Below are 18,500 nucleotides of genomic sequence, written 5' to 3'. Positions count from 1 at the left end.
TGAATCAGCTCACGCGAAACGAACGTGCCAACGACTTCCGCCAAGCCTGTTCTGCCGTACGAGCGAGATGAAAACGCCCTGGCGCAGGCCGGCAATCCTCCGCCGGCGATGAGCCGGGTAGACATTACCGACCTCCGCAAATCGAGAATGAGGGACAGCTTTATGCCGCCCCGCATCGGATTCCCGTTTCGCCTTATCCCTTCGACAAAGCCAGGTACTTTTCGTACAGGGAATCGCGGTCTTCGGAATAATCCGGATCCTTCCGAATGCAGTCCACCGGGCACACTTCCATGCACTGCGGGGTGTCGAAATGACCGACGCATTCCGTACAAAGCGCCGGATTGATTTCATAAATTTCCTCTCCCTGCGAAATGGCGCCGTTCGGGCATTCCGGTTCGCAGACGTCGCAGTTGATGCACTCGTCGGTAATAATCAGAGCCATAACAATCTCACCGAATACTCGCGTACTTTGTGACTAAAGCCTCCCGCACCAGTTCCGGCACGAAACTCGACACATCCCCGCCGAGCTTCGCGATCTCGCGAATCACCGAAGAGGAGATGAACGCGTACTTTTCGCTAGGCGTCAAAAACATCGTCTCCAGTTCCGCGCAAAGGTGGCGATTCATGCCGGCCAGCTGAAATTCGAATTCAAAATCCGACACCGCGCGCAGCCCACGCAGAATCACGGTAGCGCCGCATTTTTTCGCGCAGTTCACCAGCAAGGTATCGAAACCCAGCACTTCAACGTTCCCAAGCTCCCGGAGCGAGGATCGCGCCAGTTGCACCCGCTCGTCCAGATTGAACAAGGGCGTCTTGTTCTTGTTTTCCGCCACGGCAACGACCACACGATCGAAGATACGGGCGGCGCGGGTCACCAAATCGACATGACCGTTGGTGATGGGGTCGAACGTTCCGGGATAGATCGCGGTCATGATCATGAGATTTCACCGGAAAAATGTGCGCTCGCATAAATGGTAGCCGACTTCGCCGGCTTTGCCGCCCCGCAAAGGCCGCCAGTTTAGCGGAAGACCATCGAGCCGAAATTCGCGCTCGGCTTCCAGATAGATCTTGGCGCTGGACGACAACCAACCGTTCTCCTCCAGCGCCCCGCAGCACGGAACCACCAGTCCTTGGCGGAAAGGCGGATCAAGAAAAACCAGGTCGAACGGCTGCCCCTCGCCCGCCAGGAAACGGCGGACTTCCACTTGGACGATTTCCACCGCCTCGGCGTTCAAAAGCGCACGGTTCCGTTCCAGTGCCCTGCACACCGCCGCATCCTGTTCCACCTGCACGACCTTGGAGGCGCCGCGCGACGCCGCCTCAAACCCCAGCGCGCCGCTGCCGGCGTATAGATCGAGGCAGCGGGCGCCTTCGATGTCGTTTCTCAGCCAGTTGAACAGGGTTTCCCGGACCCGGTCCGGCGTCGGCCGGAGTCCGGGCGCATCCGGAAACCTGAGCTTGCGGCTGCGGAAGCGTCCGCCGATGACGCGGATCTCATTCTTCACTTCGCCCCGCCGCCGACCAGCACGGTCCGAATCTTGCCCGGATCGATGCGGGTCCGGAAAGCACGCTTGATATCCTCACGTGTAACGGCCTTCACCTTCTCGGTAAACGTGGCAAGATAATCCAGGGGGCGGTTGTAAAGCGCGATGATAGCGACCTGTTGGGCAAGCTTCCGATTGCTGTCCAAGCGCAGGACGAAGCCGCCCAGGATGTTTTTCTTGGCCGCTTCCAATTCTTCTTCGGTCGGACCGTTGGCGGCGAAATTCCTGATGGCATCGAGTGCCACGCGCAACGCTTCCTCGGCCTGATCGTTACGCGTCTGTAGCCCCATCTGGAACGGCCCCAGCTCCCGAAGCGGCATGAAATAGCTATAGGCACTGTAGGAAAGTCCGCGTTTTTCCCTAACCTCCTTGCTGATGCGGGAAACCAGGCCACTGCCGCCCAGGACGTGATTGCCCACATACAGTGGGAAATAGTCGGGATCGGTGGCGGTCATTCCGAGAACGCCGGCGCGGACATGGGTCTGCTCCGACGGAAAGTGCTGTTTGATAATCTCGGTCGACTGCAGCGGAGCAGGCGCCGACAGCACGGCAGGAGCGGCCCCCTTCTGCAGCCCGGACAGCAATTTCTCGGCGATGGTCTCCGCCTCCGCCCGTTTCGCCTCGCCCACGATCACGACGATGGCATTGCTCGCCACATAGTAGCGTTTGTGGAAATCGACCAGGTCCTCGCGGGTCAAGGGTGCCACGGTCTCGGCAAAACCCTCCTGCGGATGGGCGTAAGGATGGTTACCGTACAATGCCTGGAAGAATGCGATTTCCACGAGTTCGCCCGGATCCTCGCCGCGCTGCTTGATCCCGAGGAGCGTACGGTTTTTCTCCCGCTCGAAGTCGTTTTTGTCGAAGCGGGGACGAGACAGGATCTCGCGGGCGGTTTCCAATGCGACGGCGAGCTTTTCGGGGTGAGTCAGGCTACGCAGGGACAACCAGGCCGAATCACGGGAAACGCCGGTGCTCAAGGACGCTCCGATGTTCTCGAGACGCTGGGCGATGGCGTCGGCATCCCAATCTCCCGCGCCGGTATCGAGCATGCCGGAAGTGAGAGCCGCCAGGCCGAACTGCTCACCGTCACGCGCGCTGCCGGCGTCGAAGACGACCTGGACGTCGAGCAGCGGCAGGCCCTCGGTCGGCACGAAATAGACCCGGCCGCCCTGCGGCGAGACCCAGTGCTGAATTTCAGGCACCGCGTAAACCGGCGCGCTGACCATCAAAAACAAAAAGACGAGCCATCGAGACAAGCGCTTAACGGACATGTTCGCCCCCCATGGGTGCGGATTCCTCCGGTGCCTTTGCGCCTTCGGGCATGGGCAGCGGCTCCAGGTAGGCCACACTAAGATAATCATCGACAAAATATTTCTGGGCCACCTTTTGAACCTGCTCGGCCGTCACGGCATTGACCTTGTCCACATATTCCCTAATGGTTTTCCAGCCGAGACCGACGGTTTCGGTCATACCGAGCTGCATAGCCTGATAAAACATGGAATCCCTCTCATAAACGTGGTGAGCCAGCACCTGCGCCTTGACCCGGTCCAATTCCGCGGCGGCAACCGGTTCTTCCTGAAGACGGCGAATCTCCTCGACAAACGCTTTCTCCAGCGCCTGCAAGGTTTTGCCCTGGGCGGGCGTCCCTTCCAGGGAAAACAGATTGGATAAACGCGAATAAAGGTTGTAACCGGCTCCGGCGGATGCCGCCACCTGCTTTCCGCGTACCAAGCGGCTCGCCAGTCGGGCGCTATTGCCGCCATCCAGGATCCCCGCGGCGACTTCCAAAGCATAAGCCTCCCAGTCCTCCTCGCCCATCGTTCGCAGGGCCGGCGTCTTATAGCCCATCACCAGATACGGCAGCTTGGCCGGCAAGTGAACAATCATACGGCGCGCGCCCAATTGCTCGACTTCGCCTCTCGGCTTGATTTCCGGCAAATGACTGGGTTTCAACGGTCCGAAGTGCTTCCTGGCAAGCGCATAAACCTCTTGCGGATCGACATCGCCCACGACAACGACGGTCGCATTGTTCGGCGCGTACCAGAGTCCGTACCAATACTTGAGATCCCCCACCGTCAGCCCGCTGACATCGTCCGGCCAGCCTATGACCGGATTCTTGTACGGGCTATTAGTATAGGCGACCGCCTGAAAATGCTCTTCCATCTTGGCGCGCGGCTGATCGTCGGTGCGCAGCCGGCGCTCCTCCAGTACGACTTGCTGTTCTTTTTCGAATTCCTTGTCGGACAAAATCAGATTCCGCATGCGGTCCGCTTCCAGTTCGAAGCTCACGGGAAGCCTGCTTTTTTCCAGGGTTTGGAAATAAGCGGTGTAATCTTGTCCGGTGAAGGCGTTTTCTCGGCCCCCGTTTGCTGCGATAATACGGGAGAATTCACCCGGTGGATGTTTCTCGGTGCCCTTGAACATCATGTGTTCGAGCATGTGCGAAATGCCGGTAATACCGCCATATTCATAACTTGCGCCCACTTTGTACCAAACCTGCGAAACGACTGCCGGCGCGCGGTGGTCTTCCTGGACCAAAAGCTTCAACCCGTTATCCAGCCGGAACTCGTGAACTGCAGGCTCAGCAGCGTGAAGCGACAGCGGTAGAACCAGCAGGGCCAGACGGAGTCCGCGAAACTGCATTTGACGCTCTCCTAAAAGTGATGGGGATTGACGGCAGGTTGCCGAACCAGCCGGTATTGTAAACGAAGACCGTAGCGAAACGATGAACTCGACGACTGATATCGAATCCACGAATGCCGTTTCCTGGAGAACCTATCTCGCCCTGTGCAAGCTCAAGGTAGTCGGCCACATCGTGTTCACCGCCGTGATCGGCATGTTTTTGGCCGTTCCGGGAATGCCTCCCTTGGCCGTTTCAATCTGGGCAAGCCTGGGAATAGGCCTGGCCGCCGCTTCCGCCGCCGCTCTCAACCATTACCTGGACCGCCGCGCCGACGCCGAAATGGCGCGCACGCAAAACCGGCCCCTGCCTTCCGGCCACGTTCAGCCGAGCCAGGTGGTCGTGTTCGCCGCCGTCCTGGGCGTGCTTTCGATGGCGATCCTGATCCTGTTCGTCAACGTGCTCACGGCATTTCTGACCTTCCTTTCGCTAATCGGCTACGCCTTCATTTATACCGTCTATCTGAAACGCGCGACGCCGCAGAACATCGTGATCGGCGGAGCCGCCGGCGCCGCTCCACCGGTACTCGGCTGGTGCGCGGTGACCGGCGAGGTGCATCCTTACGCCCTGCTGCTGTTTCTTCTAATCTTCACCTGGACCCCGCCCCACTTCTGGGCTTACGCGATCGCCAAGCGGGACGATTACGCCAAGGTAAACATTCCCATGCTGCCCGTCACTCACGGCGTGGAAGTGACGCAACTGCACATTCTCCTTTACACCATACTGCTGCTCATCGTCAGCCTCTTCCCCTATCTCACGGGCATGAGCGGTTTTCTATATCTTGGAGCGGCCGTGGGGCTCGGCGTCGGATTTCTGTATTACGCGGTCCGTCTCAAGAAAGAGGCGGACAACAAGGTGGCCATGAGGACTTTCGGCTACTCGCTGGTTTACCTGGTCGGGATTTTTTCAGCTTTGTTGATCGATCATTACGTTCCGCTCATCGCGGGCTTGACTCGGTAGGGTCGAGTAGATCGGCCAACCTTTGCCGACGGCGTGTCGGAAAGGAATGTCCGAGCTACGACGTCTCTCCACAGACCCATTCGCCGCCCAATGCCTTATTATCCGGTCAAAAAGAAAATTATCCCCCGCGCCTCCGATCGGCTCGCCGCTCCCGAGTTTTCCCATCTCCCGCCGCTGCTGCAACGCATTTACACCGCGCGCCGTCTGACCGTCGCCGACGAACTGGACCGCTCCCTGGCGAAACTACCCTCGCCATGGCTGTTGAGCGGCATGGAAGGTATGGCCGATCAGTTGGCGGAAGCCATTCGGCAAAATAAGAGCATTCTGGTCATCGCCGATTACGACACCGACGGCGCCACCGGCTGCGCCGTGGCGGTCCGGGGCCTCAGGCTGCTCGGCGCCGAACGGGTCTCCTATCTCGTCCCCAACCGCTTCGAATACGGTTACGGACTGACTCCGGAGATCGTCGACCTGGCCGCCCAAAGCGCCCCCGACATACTGCTGACCGTCGACAACGGCATCTCCAGCCTGGAAGGCACGGCGGCGGCGAAAGCCCGCGGCATGCTGGTCTTCATCACCGACCATCACCTGCCGGGATCGGAGCTTCCCGGCGCGGACGCCATCGTCAATCCGAACCTGGCCGGAGATCGGTTTCCGAGCAAATATCTGGCCGGCGTCGGCGTGATGTTTTACGTGCTTTCGGCCGTGCGGATCCGCTTGCGAAATTCGGGCCATTTCTCCCAAAACGGGCTGCAAGAGCCGAATCTCGCGCAACTCCTGGACTTGGTGGCTTTGGGCACGGTCGCCGATGTGGTGACGCTGGATCACGTCAACCGCATCCTGGTTCATCAGGGACTTCAGCGGATCCGCTCCGGACAAGCCCACGCCGGATTGCTGGCCTTGCTGGAAGTTTCCGGGCGCAATTCACGCATCATCACGGCAGCCGACCTCGGCTTCGCCGTGGCGCCCCGGCTCAACGCCGCCGGACGGCTCGAAGACATGACCTTGGGCATCGAGTGCCTGCTGACCGACGATGCCGACGCCGCCCGCGCCATGGCGGTCCGGCTCGACCAGCTGAACCGGGATCGGCGCGAAATCGAGGAGCAGATGAAACTCGACGCCCTCGCCCATCTCGAAGACCTCGATGCTTCCTTGGCGACGAAGGCGGCACTCTGTTTGTTCGACGACTCCTGGCATCAGGGCGTGGTCGGCATACTCGCCTCCCGCATCAAGGACCGCCTGAATCGGCCGGTCATCGCTTTCGCCCGCACCGACGGCGATGAAATCAAAGGCTCGGCGCGCTCCATTCCGGGCGTGCATATCCGCGACGTCCTGAGCGACATCGCCACGCGCTATCCGAACCTGCTGCGAAAGTTCGGCGGACACGCCATGGCCGCCGGCCTGAGCCTTCACCGGGACGATTTGCCGCATTTTACCGAGCTGTTCGAGGAAGAAGTGGCCCTTCATGTGGCCGACCTGGACCTCGACCATGCCATACACAGCGACGGCCCCCTCGAAGCCCACGAACTGGATCTGGACATCGCCGAGTTGCTGCGCCAGGCGGGACCGTGGGGCCAAGGCTTTCCCGAACCCCTGTTCGACGGCGAATTCGAGGTGACGCAAAGCCGCATCGTCGGCGACCGCCATCTCAAATTAGTCCTCAAAATCCCCAACTCCGAAAAATTCATCGACGGTATCGCCTTTTTCGTCGACGAACCCTCCGACTGGCTGGCCTGCCGACACCTCCGCGCCGTCTACCGGCTCGACATCAATGAATTTCGCGACGCCAGAAACGTCCAATTACGTATGGAGTACATGGAAGGTCGCGACTGAAGCAGCCGGTTGGGATGGATCCGATCAGGGAAGCTCTGAATAAGCCCTCTCCCTCCGGGAGACGGTTGGATAAGGACCTGTTGGATCGATCGGTTGCACAGGTCGCTTCTCCGAATTGGAGACTTAATCAGAGCTTCCGTGGATAACCGTTTGCGTTGGGAAGGCGGCGAGACCAAGATCCCATCTCCCGATGGTTTTACCGATACGGGAGTTTCTTTAGGGAGTTCAGCATTCGGATATGGATATCCGCAACCGATTCCGTAGCGTCGCGTCGGCTTTCGCCATGTACGGCTTCAAGCGCGCTAATGCGAGATTAATGCCATGTCGCAAGGTCCGACAACCTGGATGTGGGCGCAAGCCTGCGAACTGTTGGAACAGGCGGAGCGTCTTCACCGGCGCTTCTTCCAAGTGCATCGTCTGGTCGCCTCGCGGCCGGCCTGGGAACCCCCGGTCGACGTCATCGAAACCAGCGATGCGATCAACATCACCGCCGTTCTGCCGGGCGTACCGCCGGACACCATCGACGTCGCCATCGCCGAGGACATGCTGGTCATATCCGGCAGACGAACCCTGAACATCACTTCCGACACCACCGTCATCCATCGTCTGGAAATTCCTTACGGCCGCTTCGAGCGGCGCATCAAACTACCGCCCTGGCGCCTGCGTCCCGGGGAGCCGATTTACGCAAACGGCTGTCTGACCATTTCTCTTTTTAAGTCGGATTGAATGCCGCCATGAAAACCGAACAACGATCAGACAAACACTCCGAGTCCGCCACGACCCTGCCTCCGGATGCCATCGCGATCATCCCGGTGCGGAATATCGTACTTTTTCCGGGAGTCATCGTGCCGATCAGCGTCGGGCGGGAACCCTCCATCGCCGCCGCCCAGTACGCGCTGCGCCTCGACACGTCGGTCGGAATCCTGCTGCAGCGGGACGTCAAAGTGGACGTACCCGAACCGGACGAGTTGTACACGGTCGGCACCCGCGCCGCCATCCTGCGCTACGTGACCGGACCGGAAGGCTCGCACAACATCGTCTGCCAGGGTGAACAACGCTTCCGCATCCTCGAATTTCTAAAGGGGTATCCCTTCCTTGCGGCCCGTATCGAACCGATCAAGGAACAAGAGACTCAAACCCCGGAGATTGAAGCCCGCCTGCTGCAACTGAAAGATCAGGTGAGCGAAACCCTGACCCTGCTCCCGCAGGCTCCGCCGGAACTCCTGAACGCGGTCCAGCAGGTTTCATCCGCCCCCATGCTGGCCGATCTGGTGGCTTCGTTCATGGATTTGGCGATCGCCGAAAAGCAGGAGATCCTCGAAACATTCGCCCCCCAGGCGCGGCTCGACAAAATCTCGAACCTTATCCGCCATCGCATTCAAGTCCTGCGCATTTCCAAGGAAATCAGCGATCAGACCAGGCAGACCATGGACGAGCGGCAGCGCGAATTCCTGCTGCGGGAACAGCTCAAGACAATTCAAAAACAACTGGGTGAAACCGACGAACGCACCGAAGAAATCGGCGAGCTGTACGAAGCCATCGCCAAGGCGAAAATGCCCGAAGAAGCCGAAAGCCAGGCGATGAAGGAGCTGAAACGGCTGGAACGGATGCCCGAAGCGAGCGCCGAGCATTCCATGGTGCGCGGGTATCTGGAATGGCTGGTCGAACTGCCCTGGTCGGTCGAGACCGAGGATCGCCTGGACGTCGCCGAGGCGCGGCGGGTACTGGATGAAGATCACTACGGCCTCGAAAAGATTAAGAAGCGAATTCTCGAATATCTCGCGGTACGCAAGCTGAATCCGGCCGGAAAAAGCCCCATCCTCTGCTTCGTGGGGCCGCCAGGCGTCGGCAAGACCTCCCTGGGCCAAAGCATCGCCCGCGCCACCGGCCGCAAATTCGTGCGGGTCAGCCTGGGCGGCGTTCACGACGAAGCCGAAATCCGCGGCCACAGGCGCACCTACATCGGCGCCCTGCCCGGCAACATCATCCAGGCGATACGCAAGGCCGGCGCACGCAACTGCGTCATGATGCTGGACGAAATCGACAAGCTCGGCGCCAGCTTTCACGGCGACCCGTCCGCGGCGCTGCTGGAAGTGCTCGACCCCGAGCAGAACAGCACCTTCCGCGACAACTATCTCGCGGTTCCATTCGACCTCAGCCGGGTCATGTTCATCAGCACGGCGAACATGCTCGACACCGTTCCCGGTCCCTTGCGTGACCGCATGGAAGTGATCCACCTGCCCGGCTACACGACCGAAGAAAAACTTCAGATCGCCCGGCGCTATCTCGTTTCCAAGCAGGCCGAAGCCTGCGGCCTGGACCCCGACCAATGCGAGATCACCGACGAGGCGCTCACCGCCATCATCCGCGACTACACTCGCGAAGCCGGCGTAAGAAACCTGGAACGGGAAATCGGCGCGGTGTTCCGCCATACCGCCGTCCGCATCGCCGAAGGCGAAATCGAGCGCCTGACGGTAACGCCCGACCTCCTCCCGGGCATTCTCGGCCCGCGGCGTTTCGAAAGCGAAGTCGCGATGCGCACCAGCGTACCCGGCGTCGCTACCGGCCTCGCCTGGACCCCGGTGGGCGGCGATATTCTTTTCATCGAAGCCAGCCGCGCCCCCGGCACCGGCAAACTGACGCTGACCGGGCAACTGGGCGACGTCATGAAGGAAAGCGCCCAAGCCGCCCTGAGTCTCGCCAAGGCCCGCTGCGCCGAGCTCGGCATCCAACCCGAGGTATTCGAGAAAAGCGACATCCACATCCACGTCCCCGCCGGAGCCACGCCCAAAGACGGCCCCAGCGCCGGCGTCGCCATCTTCGTCGCCCTGGTCTCCCTGCTCACCCAAAAGGCGGTGCGCAACGACACCGCCATGACCGGCGAAATCAGCCTGCGCGGCCTGGTACTGCCGGTGGGCGGCATCAAGGAAAAAGTGCTCGCCGCCCTCGCCGCCGGCATTACCCGCGTACTGCTGCCGGCGCGCAATCAAAAGGAACTGGAGGAAATACCCGCCGAGGCCAAGGAAAAACTGCAATTCATCTGGCTGGAACAGGTGGAGGACGCGCTTAAGGAAGCGCTGGGCGGGTTGCATGGCTGAGCATGCCGATCTTATGTGATCGCCCAAGTAACTCGATTAGGTAAGCCACCGCCTCTGGCGGTGGACTCCGCAAGGCTCTTCCGTTCCGGCGAGCGCCCTTGGATGGTCGATGACCTCCCTCCTACAACTGCAATTGGAAGGAGGTCATCATCCGAGAATGGCAGAGCCAATCTCACGTCAAATGGTACTGCAAGTACCATGTTGTGTTTGTGCCCAAATACCGGCGCCGGGCAATCTATGGAACGTTGCGGCGACGGGTCGGGGGGATTTTCCGCGAGTTGTGCCGCCAAGTGGGCATCGAGTTGGTGGAAGGGCACGCGATGCCGGATCACATTCATCCGTGCTTGAGTATTCCGCCGAAGTTCAGCGTGGCCTATACGGTGGGCTTTCTGAAAGGGAAATCCGCGGTCCGTATCCATCGGGAATTCTTGGGACAGAAGCGAAACTTCACGGGGCTACATTTCTGGGCCAAGGGGTATTGCGTCAGCACTGTGGGATTGGATGAGCAAGTGATTCGAGCCTATATCCGTCATCAGGAAGCTGAGGAGAGGCGCATCGAGCAACTGTACATCCAGGGTCTTTAGGCCCTTTCATCCGTTTTTCGGCCCCCTCAGGGGGCCTTCATCAAACCACCCGCTCTGCGGGTGGTAGCTGATTAAGTTGACATCCTCCCCGGCCTGAAGGCCGGAGATTCCTACGGCGCTCAGGGGCGGCATTGAGCCGCCCCTGAGTCGCTTCGGTGGGTTCCTGCTGCTGGCGACCCTACTGCATCGCTCACTTCACAGGCGAACCGGGCGTGTCCCGCCCTTAGCACATTGATCGCGCCGACCACATCGGCGTTTTCCTCGAAGCCACATTCCACACACGCAAATCGGGCTTGCGTCTGCCGGTTGTCGGCAGACACATGGCCGCAGCACGGACAGGTACGGCTCGTGTTCTGTGGCGGCACTGCAACCAGCCAGCCGCCTTGCCACGCCAGCTTGTAATCCAGTTGGCGGCGGAACTCGAACCAGCCTTGATCGAGGATGGACTTGTTCAGGCCAGACTTGGCCCGAACGTTTCGTCCCGGTTGTTCGGTAGTACCTGCCGCTGACCTGGACATGTTCCGTACCTGCAAATCCTCGATACACACCATCGCGTGGTTTTGGCTGATCGCGGTCGAGGTCTTGTGCAGGAAGTCGCGGCGGGCGTTGCCGATGCGGGAATGAATGCGCTGGACGCGGGCTTTCGCCTTCTTCCAGTTGTTGCTGAACTTCACTTTGCGGGATAGTGCTTGCTGTGCCTTGCGCAAGCGTGTCTCATGCCGCTTGAAGCTGTTGGGCGGCGCGTAGAACGTGCCATCCGAGAGCGTAGCGAACCGGGCCAGCCCCATGTCGATGCCGACCGCGCCACCCTGCGGGATGGGCTGCTCGACCTCGCGCTCGGTCTGGATCGACACGAACCACTTACCGCCCGACAGGCTGACGGTGACGTTCTTCACCGTACCCAGCACATCCCGGCTATTGCGATAGCGCAGCCGGCCGAGCTTGGGCAGGAAGATGCGACTGTTGCCCTGATCGAGCTTGATCTGTTTCGGGTCGGGGTAGCGGAAGCTGTCGCGCTGGCCTTTCTTCTTGAAACGTGGAAAGTCGGCCCGCTTGGCGAAGAAGTTGCTGTAGGCCCGCTCCAAATCCTTGAGAGTCTGTTGCAGCGGATGCACTGGCGCATCCGCCAACCACGCCGTTTCATCGCTGTTGCGCCACTCGGTGAGCAGCTTGCATAGCCCGGCGTAGCCCAGCTTCTTCTCTCCGCGCTCGTAGCGCTCTTTCTGCAACGCCAGCGCCTTGTTGTAGACGAACCGGCACGAGCCAGCGAAGCGGCGCATCTGGCGCTGCTGCTCGCCGGTCGGGCGTAGTTCGAATGTGAAGGCTTTGAGGCGTTGCATGCGCATAGTATAGTTTGGTCTATGAACAATGACAACGATATAAGGCATGGACGGCACTGCGTTTTCAAAATGCACGTCCACTTGGTCTTTGTGGCGAAATATCGCCGCAGGGTATTCGATGGCGACGCCATCAACCGGCTGCGCACGATCTTCGCCAAGGTCTGCGCCGACTTCGAGGCGCAACTGATCGAGATGGACGGCGAGGACGATCACGTTCACCTGCTTGTGGAATACCCGCCCAAGGTGGCTGTCTCCAATCTCGTGAACAGCCTCAAAGGCGTCTCCAGTCGCCTGCTGCGGAAGGAACGGCCCGACATCCAGAAGCGCTACTGGAAAGGCGTGCTGTGGTCGCCGTCCTATTTCGCTTCAAGCTGCGGCGGCGCGCCGATTTCCATCGTGCGCCAGTACATCGAGCAGCAGCAAACCCCACACTGAAACCCAAAGACAAGGACGGCTGCGCCGTCCGCGCTATCCTTCCCCGCCCTGAACGGCGGCGCTTGTCACGCACCGGGTCAAGAAAGTAAAGCCACAAGAGCCCCCTATCCATCTGTCGATGGGCTTTGGAACCCACCTGTCCACTAAGCGTCGACCGCACGCACCGGATTGTCCGGCCCCACGCAGTCGTCCGGGCGGGCCGCCATGCTATCAAGAGGGGGAATTCTTTCACGGCCTCGAAGCAGAATCCGGGCTCCTTGCTTACAATTACCAATAGCCAAGAAAGTAGAGCGGCAACGGCTCCCTCTCCCTCTGGGAGAGGGTTGGGGGGAGGGCGACTCGAATAGGGCTTTACTTTCTTGACGCATGGTAACGGTTCAACGTCCCTCTACTCGAAAGGAGAAAAACCTTGGTTACAGTCCATGTCTGGCCCGGCACGGGCGTCATCGGCAGCGGCGGGAACGTCGGTCACGGCGCGATGACGTGCGGCTCGACTTACATCAGCTGGTGGCCCAGAAGCGGGTCGGTCGCTACCTCGGAGGCCGCGTATCAGATACTCATCGGGGAATCCACCGTTCCCGGCGGCGCGGAAGTGTTTCGCGTCGACTGCGCCAGCGAAGGCAACCGGCTGCCGCAGGATTACACGTTTGCCGGCGCGTTCGACGAGGATGCGATACTCGACGCGTGGGCGGCATGGCAGAGGATTGGAACCTACAACCTGACTTACAGAAGCTGCTGTGCGTGCGTTGTCACCTTGCTGATCGCCGGAGGACTTTCGCGAATACTGCCCGGGAGTCGGCGCTACTACGGCTCGACCCCCGATAGGAGGCCGGTCGTCACGCCCAACGATTTGGCTACCTTAGCCCGTGCAACGAGGACGAGCATCCGCCCCGAGCGGTTTCCATCGATGGCCATCGGAAGGCGCGGCAGATAGCTTAGCGCCTATCCCAGCTCGTAGGATGTGCTGAACGCAGTGACAAATCGACAGGATAGCCGATTTACTCGTCTCATCCCTGAGACTCGCCCTTCGGGCCGTGCTTCGCACGTTCCGGTTCGCTCCCGGCGAACTGGTGCACAGTAGTCCGCCCGAAGGGTGCCGGGCAGGGATTGTCCGGCACGAGCCGCATCGTTCGCGATGCCGAGATGACGATTTGTGTAGACACCCTCTTCCCTCTGGGCTTACCGTTACTCATAAATCAGAAAATATCAATAAAATCAATATCCTTGACAAACAACATCAGACACTCGCCTCCCAATCCCCCCTCCCGGAATCTCGTCCGATACATGATGTAAAGATTCAGTTACAAGAATTTCGGCCCTTTCCGGCATATAGTCATCCTTACAGGCTCACCTGGTGAGCTACTGCCTATGCTATAAGGTTTACATCGCATGGGAGATAAGAGATGGCCGCTGATCATGTTTCTTGGAAGTATTGGGCAAGAGTTCGATCCGACTCCGCCGATCGGGTGAATTGTTGCCGTCTGTCCTATCACTGCATCGATGTGGCGGCAGTGCAAGCCTCATACGCCAATCCGCCTCGGATTGATAAGGAACTAAATCAAGACCAGCTGCGTAACAAGGAACGGGGGTGATGGCTTACCGCGTTCTTTTGACCGCTGATGCCGCCGACGACCTCGAGGATCGATTCGACTACATCAGCACACAGGATTCACCGATCTAAGAGAACCATAAGAAGCGATTTCGCTGTTTTCGGTTAGTGGGGGATAAGACATGGAAAAAGGGTATTGGAAATATTGGGGGAAGAGCGCCCGGCTCTGCCGCCGAAACAGGAGCATTGCCCAGGTTGGCATTGTGTGAATTTGCCGGGGGAAATCCATGCTTAATCTTGACCAAATCGAGTTTTGGGCAAAAACCACGGAAGATAAGGGCCCAGGCATCGGCGTGTTTCACCACGCACTCAATGTTGGCCATGTAGCCCACTTCATTGCTTCTCATAGGCCATCTTTTCTCGCAGATTTCAAGCTCAATCGCCAAGTGGCCGCCATCATGGCCGCGCTGCATGACATCGGCAAGATTTCCCAAGGCTTTCAGTGCAAGTGTCCAGCTTGGCTTGAACGGAATGGCTTGACCCAAATCAGCACCGCTCAGGGTTGGCAAAACCTGGAAAAGGACCACTCGAAGGTAAGCCAGTTCACCGTGCAAAACCTGCTGTTCGAAACCGGCATAAAACGAAAAAGCGCAATTTATTGGGCGGTATCCGTGGGCGCTCATCATGGCCGCTTACATCGTCCCACTGATCGTGGTTTGCAGGCGACAGCCGGTATGTCGAACGACAATAATGCTTCAACCGATGCTGAGTGGGAAAAGAAGCGTAGGCAAGTAGCGCATCAGCTAATAGAAGCGCTTGGAGAATTGCCGGATACCGAAATCGGCCCGGATTCTCCGCATCTCTGGTGGCTGGCCGGCTTAATCTCGGTCGCCGACTGGATCGGTTCGGATGAAACCAATTTCCCGCCGGAGGCGGACCAGAACTTCTCACCCGCAGAAAGCCGGGAACGGGCACGGAAGGCCGTGGAAAGAATCGGCTTTGCCCGTCCCACAACGAAGGCTGGCTTCAGCTTCGACCAACTATTCTGTTTTCCGCCGAATGACTTGCAAAGCAAGGCTCTGGAAGCCATCACCGAACCCGGCGTCTATGTCATCGAAGCCCCTATGGGCATGGGCAAGACTGAGGCTGCCTTAGCCTGCGCCTATCGTTTGCTGACCGAAGGCAAGGCAAACGGAATTTACTTCGCGCTCCCGACCCAAGCCACCAGCAACCGCATTCATCTTCGGGTCAACGAATTCATCGGTGTCATTTGCCAAAAAAACCCAACGACTCGCCTGATTCATGCCAATTCCTGGTTGATGGATGGAGTCAACCAACCAGAACCTTCGGCGACCGCATCCGGAAAGCCAACAGAAGACGCCCGAGCCGCCCGTGATTGGTTCGCCTCCGCCAAGCGTGCGATCCTCGCACCATTTGGCGTGGGCACAGTGGATCAAGCCTTACTCTCGGTAGTTGCTGCCAAACATTTCTTTGTTCGGCGCTTCGGTTTGGCGGGCAAAGTCGTCATTTTGGACGAGATTCATTCCTATGATTTCTATACCGGCACATTGATCCGAGTGCTATGCAAGACCTTGGAAGATTTGGGCTGCACCGTTATTCTCTTATCCGCCACGCTAACTCCGGAACGCCGTGCGGCACTGTTGGACGGGTCCGAGTCATCCGAAGAAGCTACGGCTTACCCATTAATTTCCGGACGACAGTCCGGCGGAGCATTCATTAAGCCACGCCCGGTAGAGCCGCCGAAAGACAGTTCCGTCCATATCGACTTCATGGAATCCAAAGATGCCCGGCGCGCTGTGTGGGATAAGGCGAGCCAGGGCGCGTGCGTGCTGTGGATTTGCGACACGGTTGCCAGCGCTCAAATGATCTATGCCGAGTTCGAGATTTTGGCTCAACAAGATGCCGATGCCCCGGCTTTGGGATTGCTGCATTCCCGCTTTCCGCATTTCCGACGGGAAGAGCTGGAAGAGTACTGGATGGATGCCTTGGGTAAGGATGGCGAAGCCAAGGGGCTGCGGCCATCGGGATGCATTCTCGTATCGACCCAGGTAGTAGAGCAAAGCGTCGATTTAGATGCGGACTTGTTGGTTACGGAACTCGCCCCTACCGACATGCTGCTTCAACGTATCGGCCGCTTATGGCGGCATCCACGTGGCCCACGTCCGACCGAACGCCCGGAGTGCTGGATTTTGCGGGAGGCTAAACCTCTGGCCGAACTGCGTGTCTTGGGCAAGAAAGAAATTCGAAAAACATTCGGCGCAAAAGCTTGGGTGTATTCCCCTTATGTGCTGCTACGCTCGTTGGAGGAATGGTCATCGCCATCGCGGTCGATTATCCGGATTCCAATGGATATCCGTGCTTTGTTAAAGGCAACCTATGTCGAACGCGAGAATGAACCGGAAGGTTGGCAAGCCTGGAAGGAAGAAATCCAGGGCGATGAATTCGCCAAAAAACAAGTCGCCCAGATGGCGGCCAACATTTGGAATCCTATGCTGGACGATCAGGAAGGCGTACAAACACGTGTGAGCGAGGTAAAAACCTTCCTGTTGATCCTGGCGGTTTCACTTCAAGGTCAACAGCTTACCCTGCTCAATGGCGAAGTCGCTAATCTGGCGGACGATATTTTCCGCCTCGATACCGCACGCGCTCTTCACCGAAATCTGGTGAAAGTCCCCAAGTCCGCATTCACTGTTTTTCTGCGTGAAGAAGCCACGCGCCGTTACGTCAAGGGCGAACAGGCCATCGCCTGGGTGCAACCTAACGGCACGATAAAGATTCGGGGCTTGAAAGAAGACATCTCACTTTATTGGCATATTGACCGCGGCGTGGAAATTCGGCGCGGAAAGGAGGGGAAAATCGATCATGAATCTTGTGACTGAACCTTGGATTCCGGTGGTAACACCCGGCGGCGAGCGCCGACTCGCCAGCCTTTTGGAAGTTTTCACGGAAGGTCAGCAATTTTCCGATTTGTCAGTGCGTTCGCACGAACGCATTGCCCTGATGCGGCTATTGATCTGCGTTGCTCAAGCGGCATTGGATGGACCGGAGGACATCGATAGTTGGGACGAAGCGCCGAAAGATCTACCCGGAGCCGCGGAACACTATTTGGAAAAATGGCGGGATTCGTTCGATTTGTTTCACTCACAAAAACCATTTTTGCAGATCGCCTGTATCGAGAAGCCAGCAAAAAACGCAAAAGCTGATCAAGACAGCGATTTGGGAGCTCTTACTTCGGCAAGTAAATTGGATTTCGCTCTAGCCACGGGAAATAACACTACTTTGTTTGATCACGGAGGTTTTCCTACGGCTGCTCGAACTTTTCCCCCGGCAGTTTTGGCGTTGATGTTACTGACCTCACAACAATTCTCTCCTGGTGGTTTGATAGCCAAAGTGCGATGGGATGGTAAAGAAACCAGCAAATCTAGCGCCCATGCGCCATGTACTCCCTCTTCGATGCTCCACGCCTATCTTCGCCGCAAAACGTTGTACGACACTATCTGTGTCAACCTGCTGACCAAGGAGACTGTGGCCCAACATTTCAATCATGTAAGCCACGGGAGTTGGGGTAAACCGATCTGGGAATACGTTCCTGCCAATCTCGACGATAAACCAGCGGTGGAGAATGCCACACGAACCTATCTTGGCCGTTTGGTTCCTCTTTCTCGGCTGCTCCGATTGCAAGCCAATAGCGATGGAATACTGTTAGGAAATGGCCTCGTTTATCCCGCTTTTCCTGAATTTCCGGCAGAAGCTGCTGCAACGATAGTTATCAGCCGGAACAACGAGGAAAGGCAGTTGCTTGGTGCTGGTGCCAAGGCTATCTGGCGCGAGTTATCCGCACTTATTGCTTCCCGCAAACAAGGTCAAACAGGCGGTGCGCTGACTCTGAGCAATATCCCCGATAACGTCCCATTTGACCTCTGGGTAGGGGCCCTCCTTACCAACAAGGCCAGTATTCTTGATACGGTCGAATCTGTTTTTCATGTTCCCGCCAACATGCGTACTGATAACGTCCGCACCGCCTATGACGCGGAAATACGTTGGGCTGAGAGTGTTGCAAGCAAGCTTTCCTGGGCGGTGGAAACTTATCGAGAACAGATTGATGGCGGTTGGGAGGCTAGAATCAAGATGGCTGGCCCCAATAAAAACCAGTTGCGCGGTCAGCTGCACGCCACTGCTACCCGCCATTATTGGACCGCTGTGGAAAAACTGCGCCCCAGCTTGATGGACCATGTTGCAGCGATAGGCACAACCGCCGAAGCCGTCGAACAAACCCGCCGTGTGTGGCGTAAAGCGGTGCATGGTGCAGCGCGCGAAGCCTACAAACTCGCCTGCGGCCAGGAAACGCCCCGTCAGATGCGAGCTTTCGCGCTAGGTTGGGACAAGCTGTTCGCCCAGTCCAAGCGCGAAACCGAACCGGAAGAACCCGAAGCCGAGGAGATGGAGGAATAAACAA

At 58.4% G+C, this 18,500-nt stretch carries 15 protein-coding genes; 9 read left to right on the top strand and 6 right to left on the bottom strand.

Annotated elements, in window-relative coordinates:
* Window positions 1-193 precede the first annotated feature (193 nt).
* The 5 genes from sS8_RS22030 to sS8_RS22010 are packed head-to-tail and all read right to left on the bottom strand — an operon-like array spanning window position 194 to window position 4,187.
* Complete coding sequence (locus sS8_RS22030) at window positions 194-442, bottom strand: YfhL family 4Fe-4S dicluster ferredoxin (RefSeq protein ID WP_119631643.1); 249 nt, start codon at window positions 440-442, stop codon at window positions 194-196.
* A 7-nt stretch (window positions 443-449) separates the two neighbouring features.
* Complete coding sequence (gene coaD / locus sS8_RS22025; RefSeq protein ID WP_119631642.1) at window positions 450-938, bottom strand: pantetheine-phosphate adenylyltransferase; 489 nt, start codon at window positions 936-938, stop codon at window positions 450-452.
* Between the two features lie 6 nt (window positions 939-944).
* The gene (gene rsmD / locus sS8_RS22020) at window positions 945-1,505 is read right to left on the bottom strand and encodes a 16S rRNA (guanine(966)-N(2))-methyltransferase RsmD (RefSeq protein ID WP_119631641.1); all 561 of its coding nucleotides are present in this window, start codon (window positions 1,503-1,505) and stop codon (window positions 945-947) included.
* Window positions 1,502-2,815, bottom strand: a complete 1,314-nt coding sequence (locus sS8_RS22015) for a M16 family metallopeptidase (RefSeq protein WP_119631640.1) — start codon at window positions 2,813-2,815, stop codon at window positions 1,502-1,504. The genes rsmD and sS8_RS22015 overlap by 4 nt, the downstream gene beginning before the upstream one ends.
* Window positions 2,805-4,187, bottom strand: a complete 1,383-nt coding sequence (locus sS8_RS22010; RefSeq protein ID WP_119631639.1) for a M16 family metallopeptidase — start codon at window positions 4,185-4,187, stop codon at window positions 2,805-2,807. Before sS8_RS22010 ends, sS8_RS22015 begins: the two co-directional genes overlap by 11 nt.
* Window positions 4,188-4,269: 82 nt before the next feature.
* Here sS8_RS22010 and cyoE point away from each other — a divergent pair, with 82 nt between their 5' ends.
* From cyoE to tnpA (sS8_RS21985), 5 genes are all read left to right on the top strand, one after another.
* Window positions 4,270-5,184, top strand: a complete 915-nt coding sequence (gene cyoE / locus sS8_RS22005) for a heme o synthase (protein ID WP_119631638.1) — start codon at window positions 4,270-4,272, stop codon at window positions 5,182-5,184.
* A 90-nt stretch (window positions 5,185-5,274) separates the two neighbouring features.
* Entirely contained in the window at window positions 5,275-7,017 is a 1,743-nt protein-coding gene (gene recJ, locus sS8_RS22000; protein ID WP_119631637.1) for a single-stranded-DNA-specific exonuclease RecJ, read from the top strand.
* Between the two features lie 321 nt (window positions 7,018-7,338).
* A complete protein-coding gene (locus tag sS8_RS21995; RefSeq protein WP_232020390.1) occupies window positions 7,339-7,743 on the top strand; it encodes an Hsp20/alpha crystallin family protein in 405 nt (134 codons plus the stop codon).
* A gap of 8 nt (window positions 7,744-7,751) precedes the next feature.
* The gene (gene lon, locus sS8_RS21990) at window positions 7,752-10,115 is read left to right on the top strand and encodes an endopeptidase La (RefSeq protein WP_119632953.1); all 2,364 of its coding nucleotides are present in this window, start codon (window positions 7,752-7,754) and stop codon (window positions 10,113-10,115) included.
* 149 nt (window positions 10,116-10,264) lie between these two features.
* Complete coding sequence (gene tnpA / locus sS8_RS21985; RefSeq protein ID WP_119631636.1) at window positions 10,265-10,699, top strand: IS200/IS605 family transposase; 435 nt, start codon at window positions 10,265-10,267, stop codon at window positions 10,697-10,699.
* A gap of 119 nt (window positions 10,700-10,818) precedes the next feature.
* Here tnpA (sS8_RS21985) and sS8_RS21980 read toward each other — a convergent pair whose 3' ends face one another.
* Window positions 10,819-12,045 carry an RNA-guided endonuclease InsQ/TnpB family protein gene (locus tag sS8_RS21980; protein ID WP_197716604.1) on the bottom strand — a complete coding sequence of 409 codons (1,227 nt, stop codon included), beginning with the start codon at window positions 12,043-12,045 and terminating at the stop codon, window positions 10,819-10,821.
* Between the two features lie 15 nt (window positions 12,046-12,060).
* Between sS8_RS21980 and tnpA (sS8_RS21975) the strand changes: the two genes are divergently transcribed.
* The 4 genes from tnpA (sS8_RS21975) (at window position 12,061) to casA (ending at window position 18,496) form a co-directional block, all read left to right on the top strand.
* On the top strand, window positions 12,061-12,474 hold the full coding sequence (gene tnpA / locus sS8_RS21975; protein ID WP_119629915.1) for an IS200/IS605 family transposase: 414 nt from the start codon (window positions 12,061-12,063) through the stop codon (window positions 12,472-12,474).
* A 409-nt stretch (window positions 12,475-12,883) separates the two neighbouring features.
* Complete coding sequence (locus tag sS8_RS21970; RefSeq protein WP_119631635.1) at window positions 12,884-13,408, top strand: hypothetical protein; 525 nt, start codon at window positions 12,884-12,886, stop codon at window positions 13,406-13,408.
* A 902-nt stretch (window positions 13,409-14,310) separates the two neighbouring features.
* Window positions 14,311-16,923, top strand: coding sequence for a CRISPR-associated helicase Cas3' (cas3, locus tag sS8_RS21965; protein WP_119631634.1), 2,613 nt, complete (start codon window positions 14,311-14,313; stop codon window positions 16,921-16,923).
* A complete protein-coding gene (casA, locus tag sS8_RS21960) occupies window positions 16,907-18,496 on the top strand; it encodes a type I-E CRISPR-associated protein Cse1/CasA (protein WP_119631633.1) in 1,590 nt (529 codons plus the stop codon). The genes cas3 and casA overlap by 17 nt, the downstream gene beginning before the upstream one ends.
* Window positions 18,497-18,500: the final 4 nt, after the last annotated feature.

It is taken from the genome of Methylocaldum marinum, assembly GCF_003584645.1.
GTDB classification, from domain to species: Bacteria; Pseudomonadota; Gammaproteobacteria; order Methylococcales; family Methylococcaceae; genus Methylocaldum; species Methylocaldum marinum.
This window is presented reverse-complemented; position numbering and strand designations above follow the sequence as displayed.

Excerpts from the sequence above, each read along its gene's own strand:
- sS8_RS22030 (WP_119631643.1), bottom strand. The coding sequence starts at position 442 with ATGGCTCTGATTATTACCGACGAGTGCATCAACTGCGACGTCTGCGAA.
- coaD (WP_119631642.1), bottom strand. The coding sequence starts at position 938 with ATGATCATGACCGCGATCTATCCCGGAACGTTCGACCCCATCACCAAC.
- sS8_RS22015 (WP_119631640.1), bottom strand. The coding sequence starts at position 2,815 with ATGTCCGTTAAGCGCTTGTCTCGATGGCTCGTCTTTTTGTTTTTGATG.
- sS8_RS22010 (WP_119631639.1), bottom strand. The coding sequence starts at position 4,187 with ATGCAGTTTCGCGGACTCCGTCTGGCCCTGCTGGTTCTACCGCTGTCG.
- cyoE (WP_119631638.1), top strand. The coding sequence starts at position 4,270 with ATGAACTCGACGACTGATATCGAATCCACGAATGCCGTTTCCTGGAGA.
- recJ (WP_119631637.1), top strand. The coding sequence starts at position 5,275 with ATGCCTTATTATCCGGTCAAAAAGAAAATTATCCCCCGCGCCTCCGAT.
- sS8_RS21995 (WP_232020390.1), top strand. The coding sequence starts at position 7,339 with ATGTCGCAAGGTCCGACAACCTGGATGTGGGCGCAAGCCTGCGAACTG.
- lon (WP_119632953.1), top strand. The coding sequence starts at position 7,752 with ATGAAAACCGAACAACGATCAGACAAACACTCCGAGTCCGCCACGACC.
- sS8_RS21980 (WP_197716604.1), bottom strand. The coding sequence starts at position 12,045 with ATGCGCATGCAACGCCTCAAAGCCTTCACATTCGAACTACGCCCGACC.
- tnpA (WP_119629915.1), top strand. The coding sequence starts at position 12,061 with ATGAACAATGACAACGATATAAGGCATGGACGGCACTGCGTTTTCAAA.
- cas3 (WP_119631634.1), top strand. The coding sequence starts at position 14,311 with ATGCTTAATCTTGACCAAATCGAGTTTTGGGCAAAAACCACGGAAGAT.
- casA (WP_119631633.1), top strand. The coding sequence starts at position 16,907 with ATGAATCTTGTGACTGAACCTTGGATTCCGGTGGTAACACCCGGCGGC.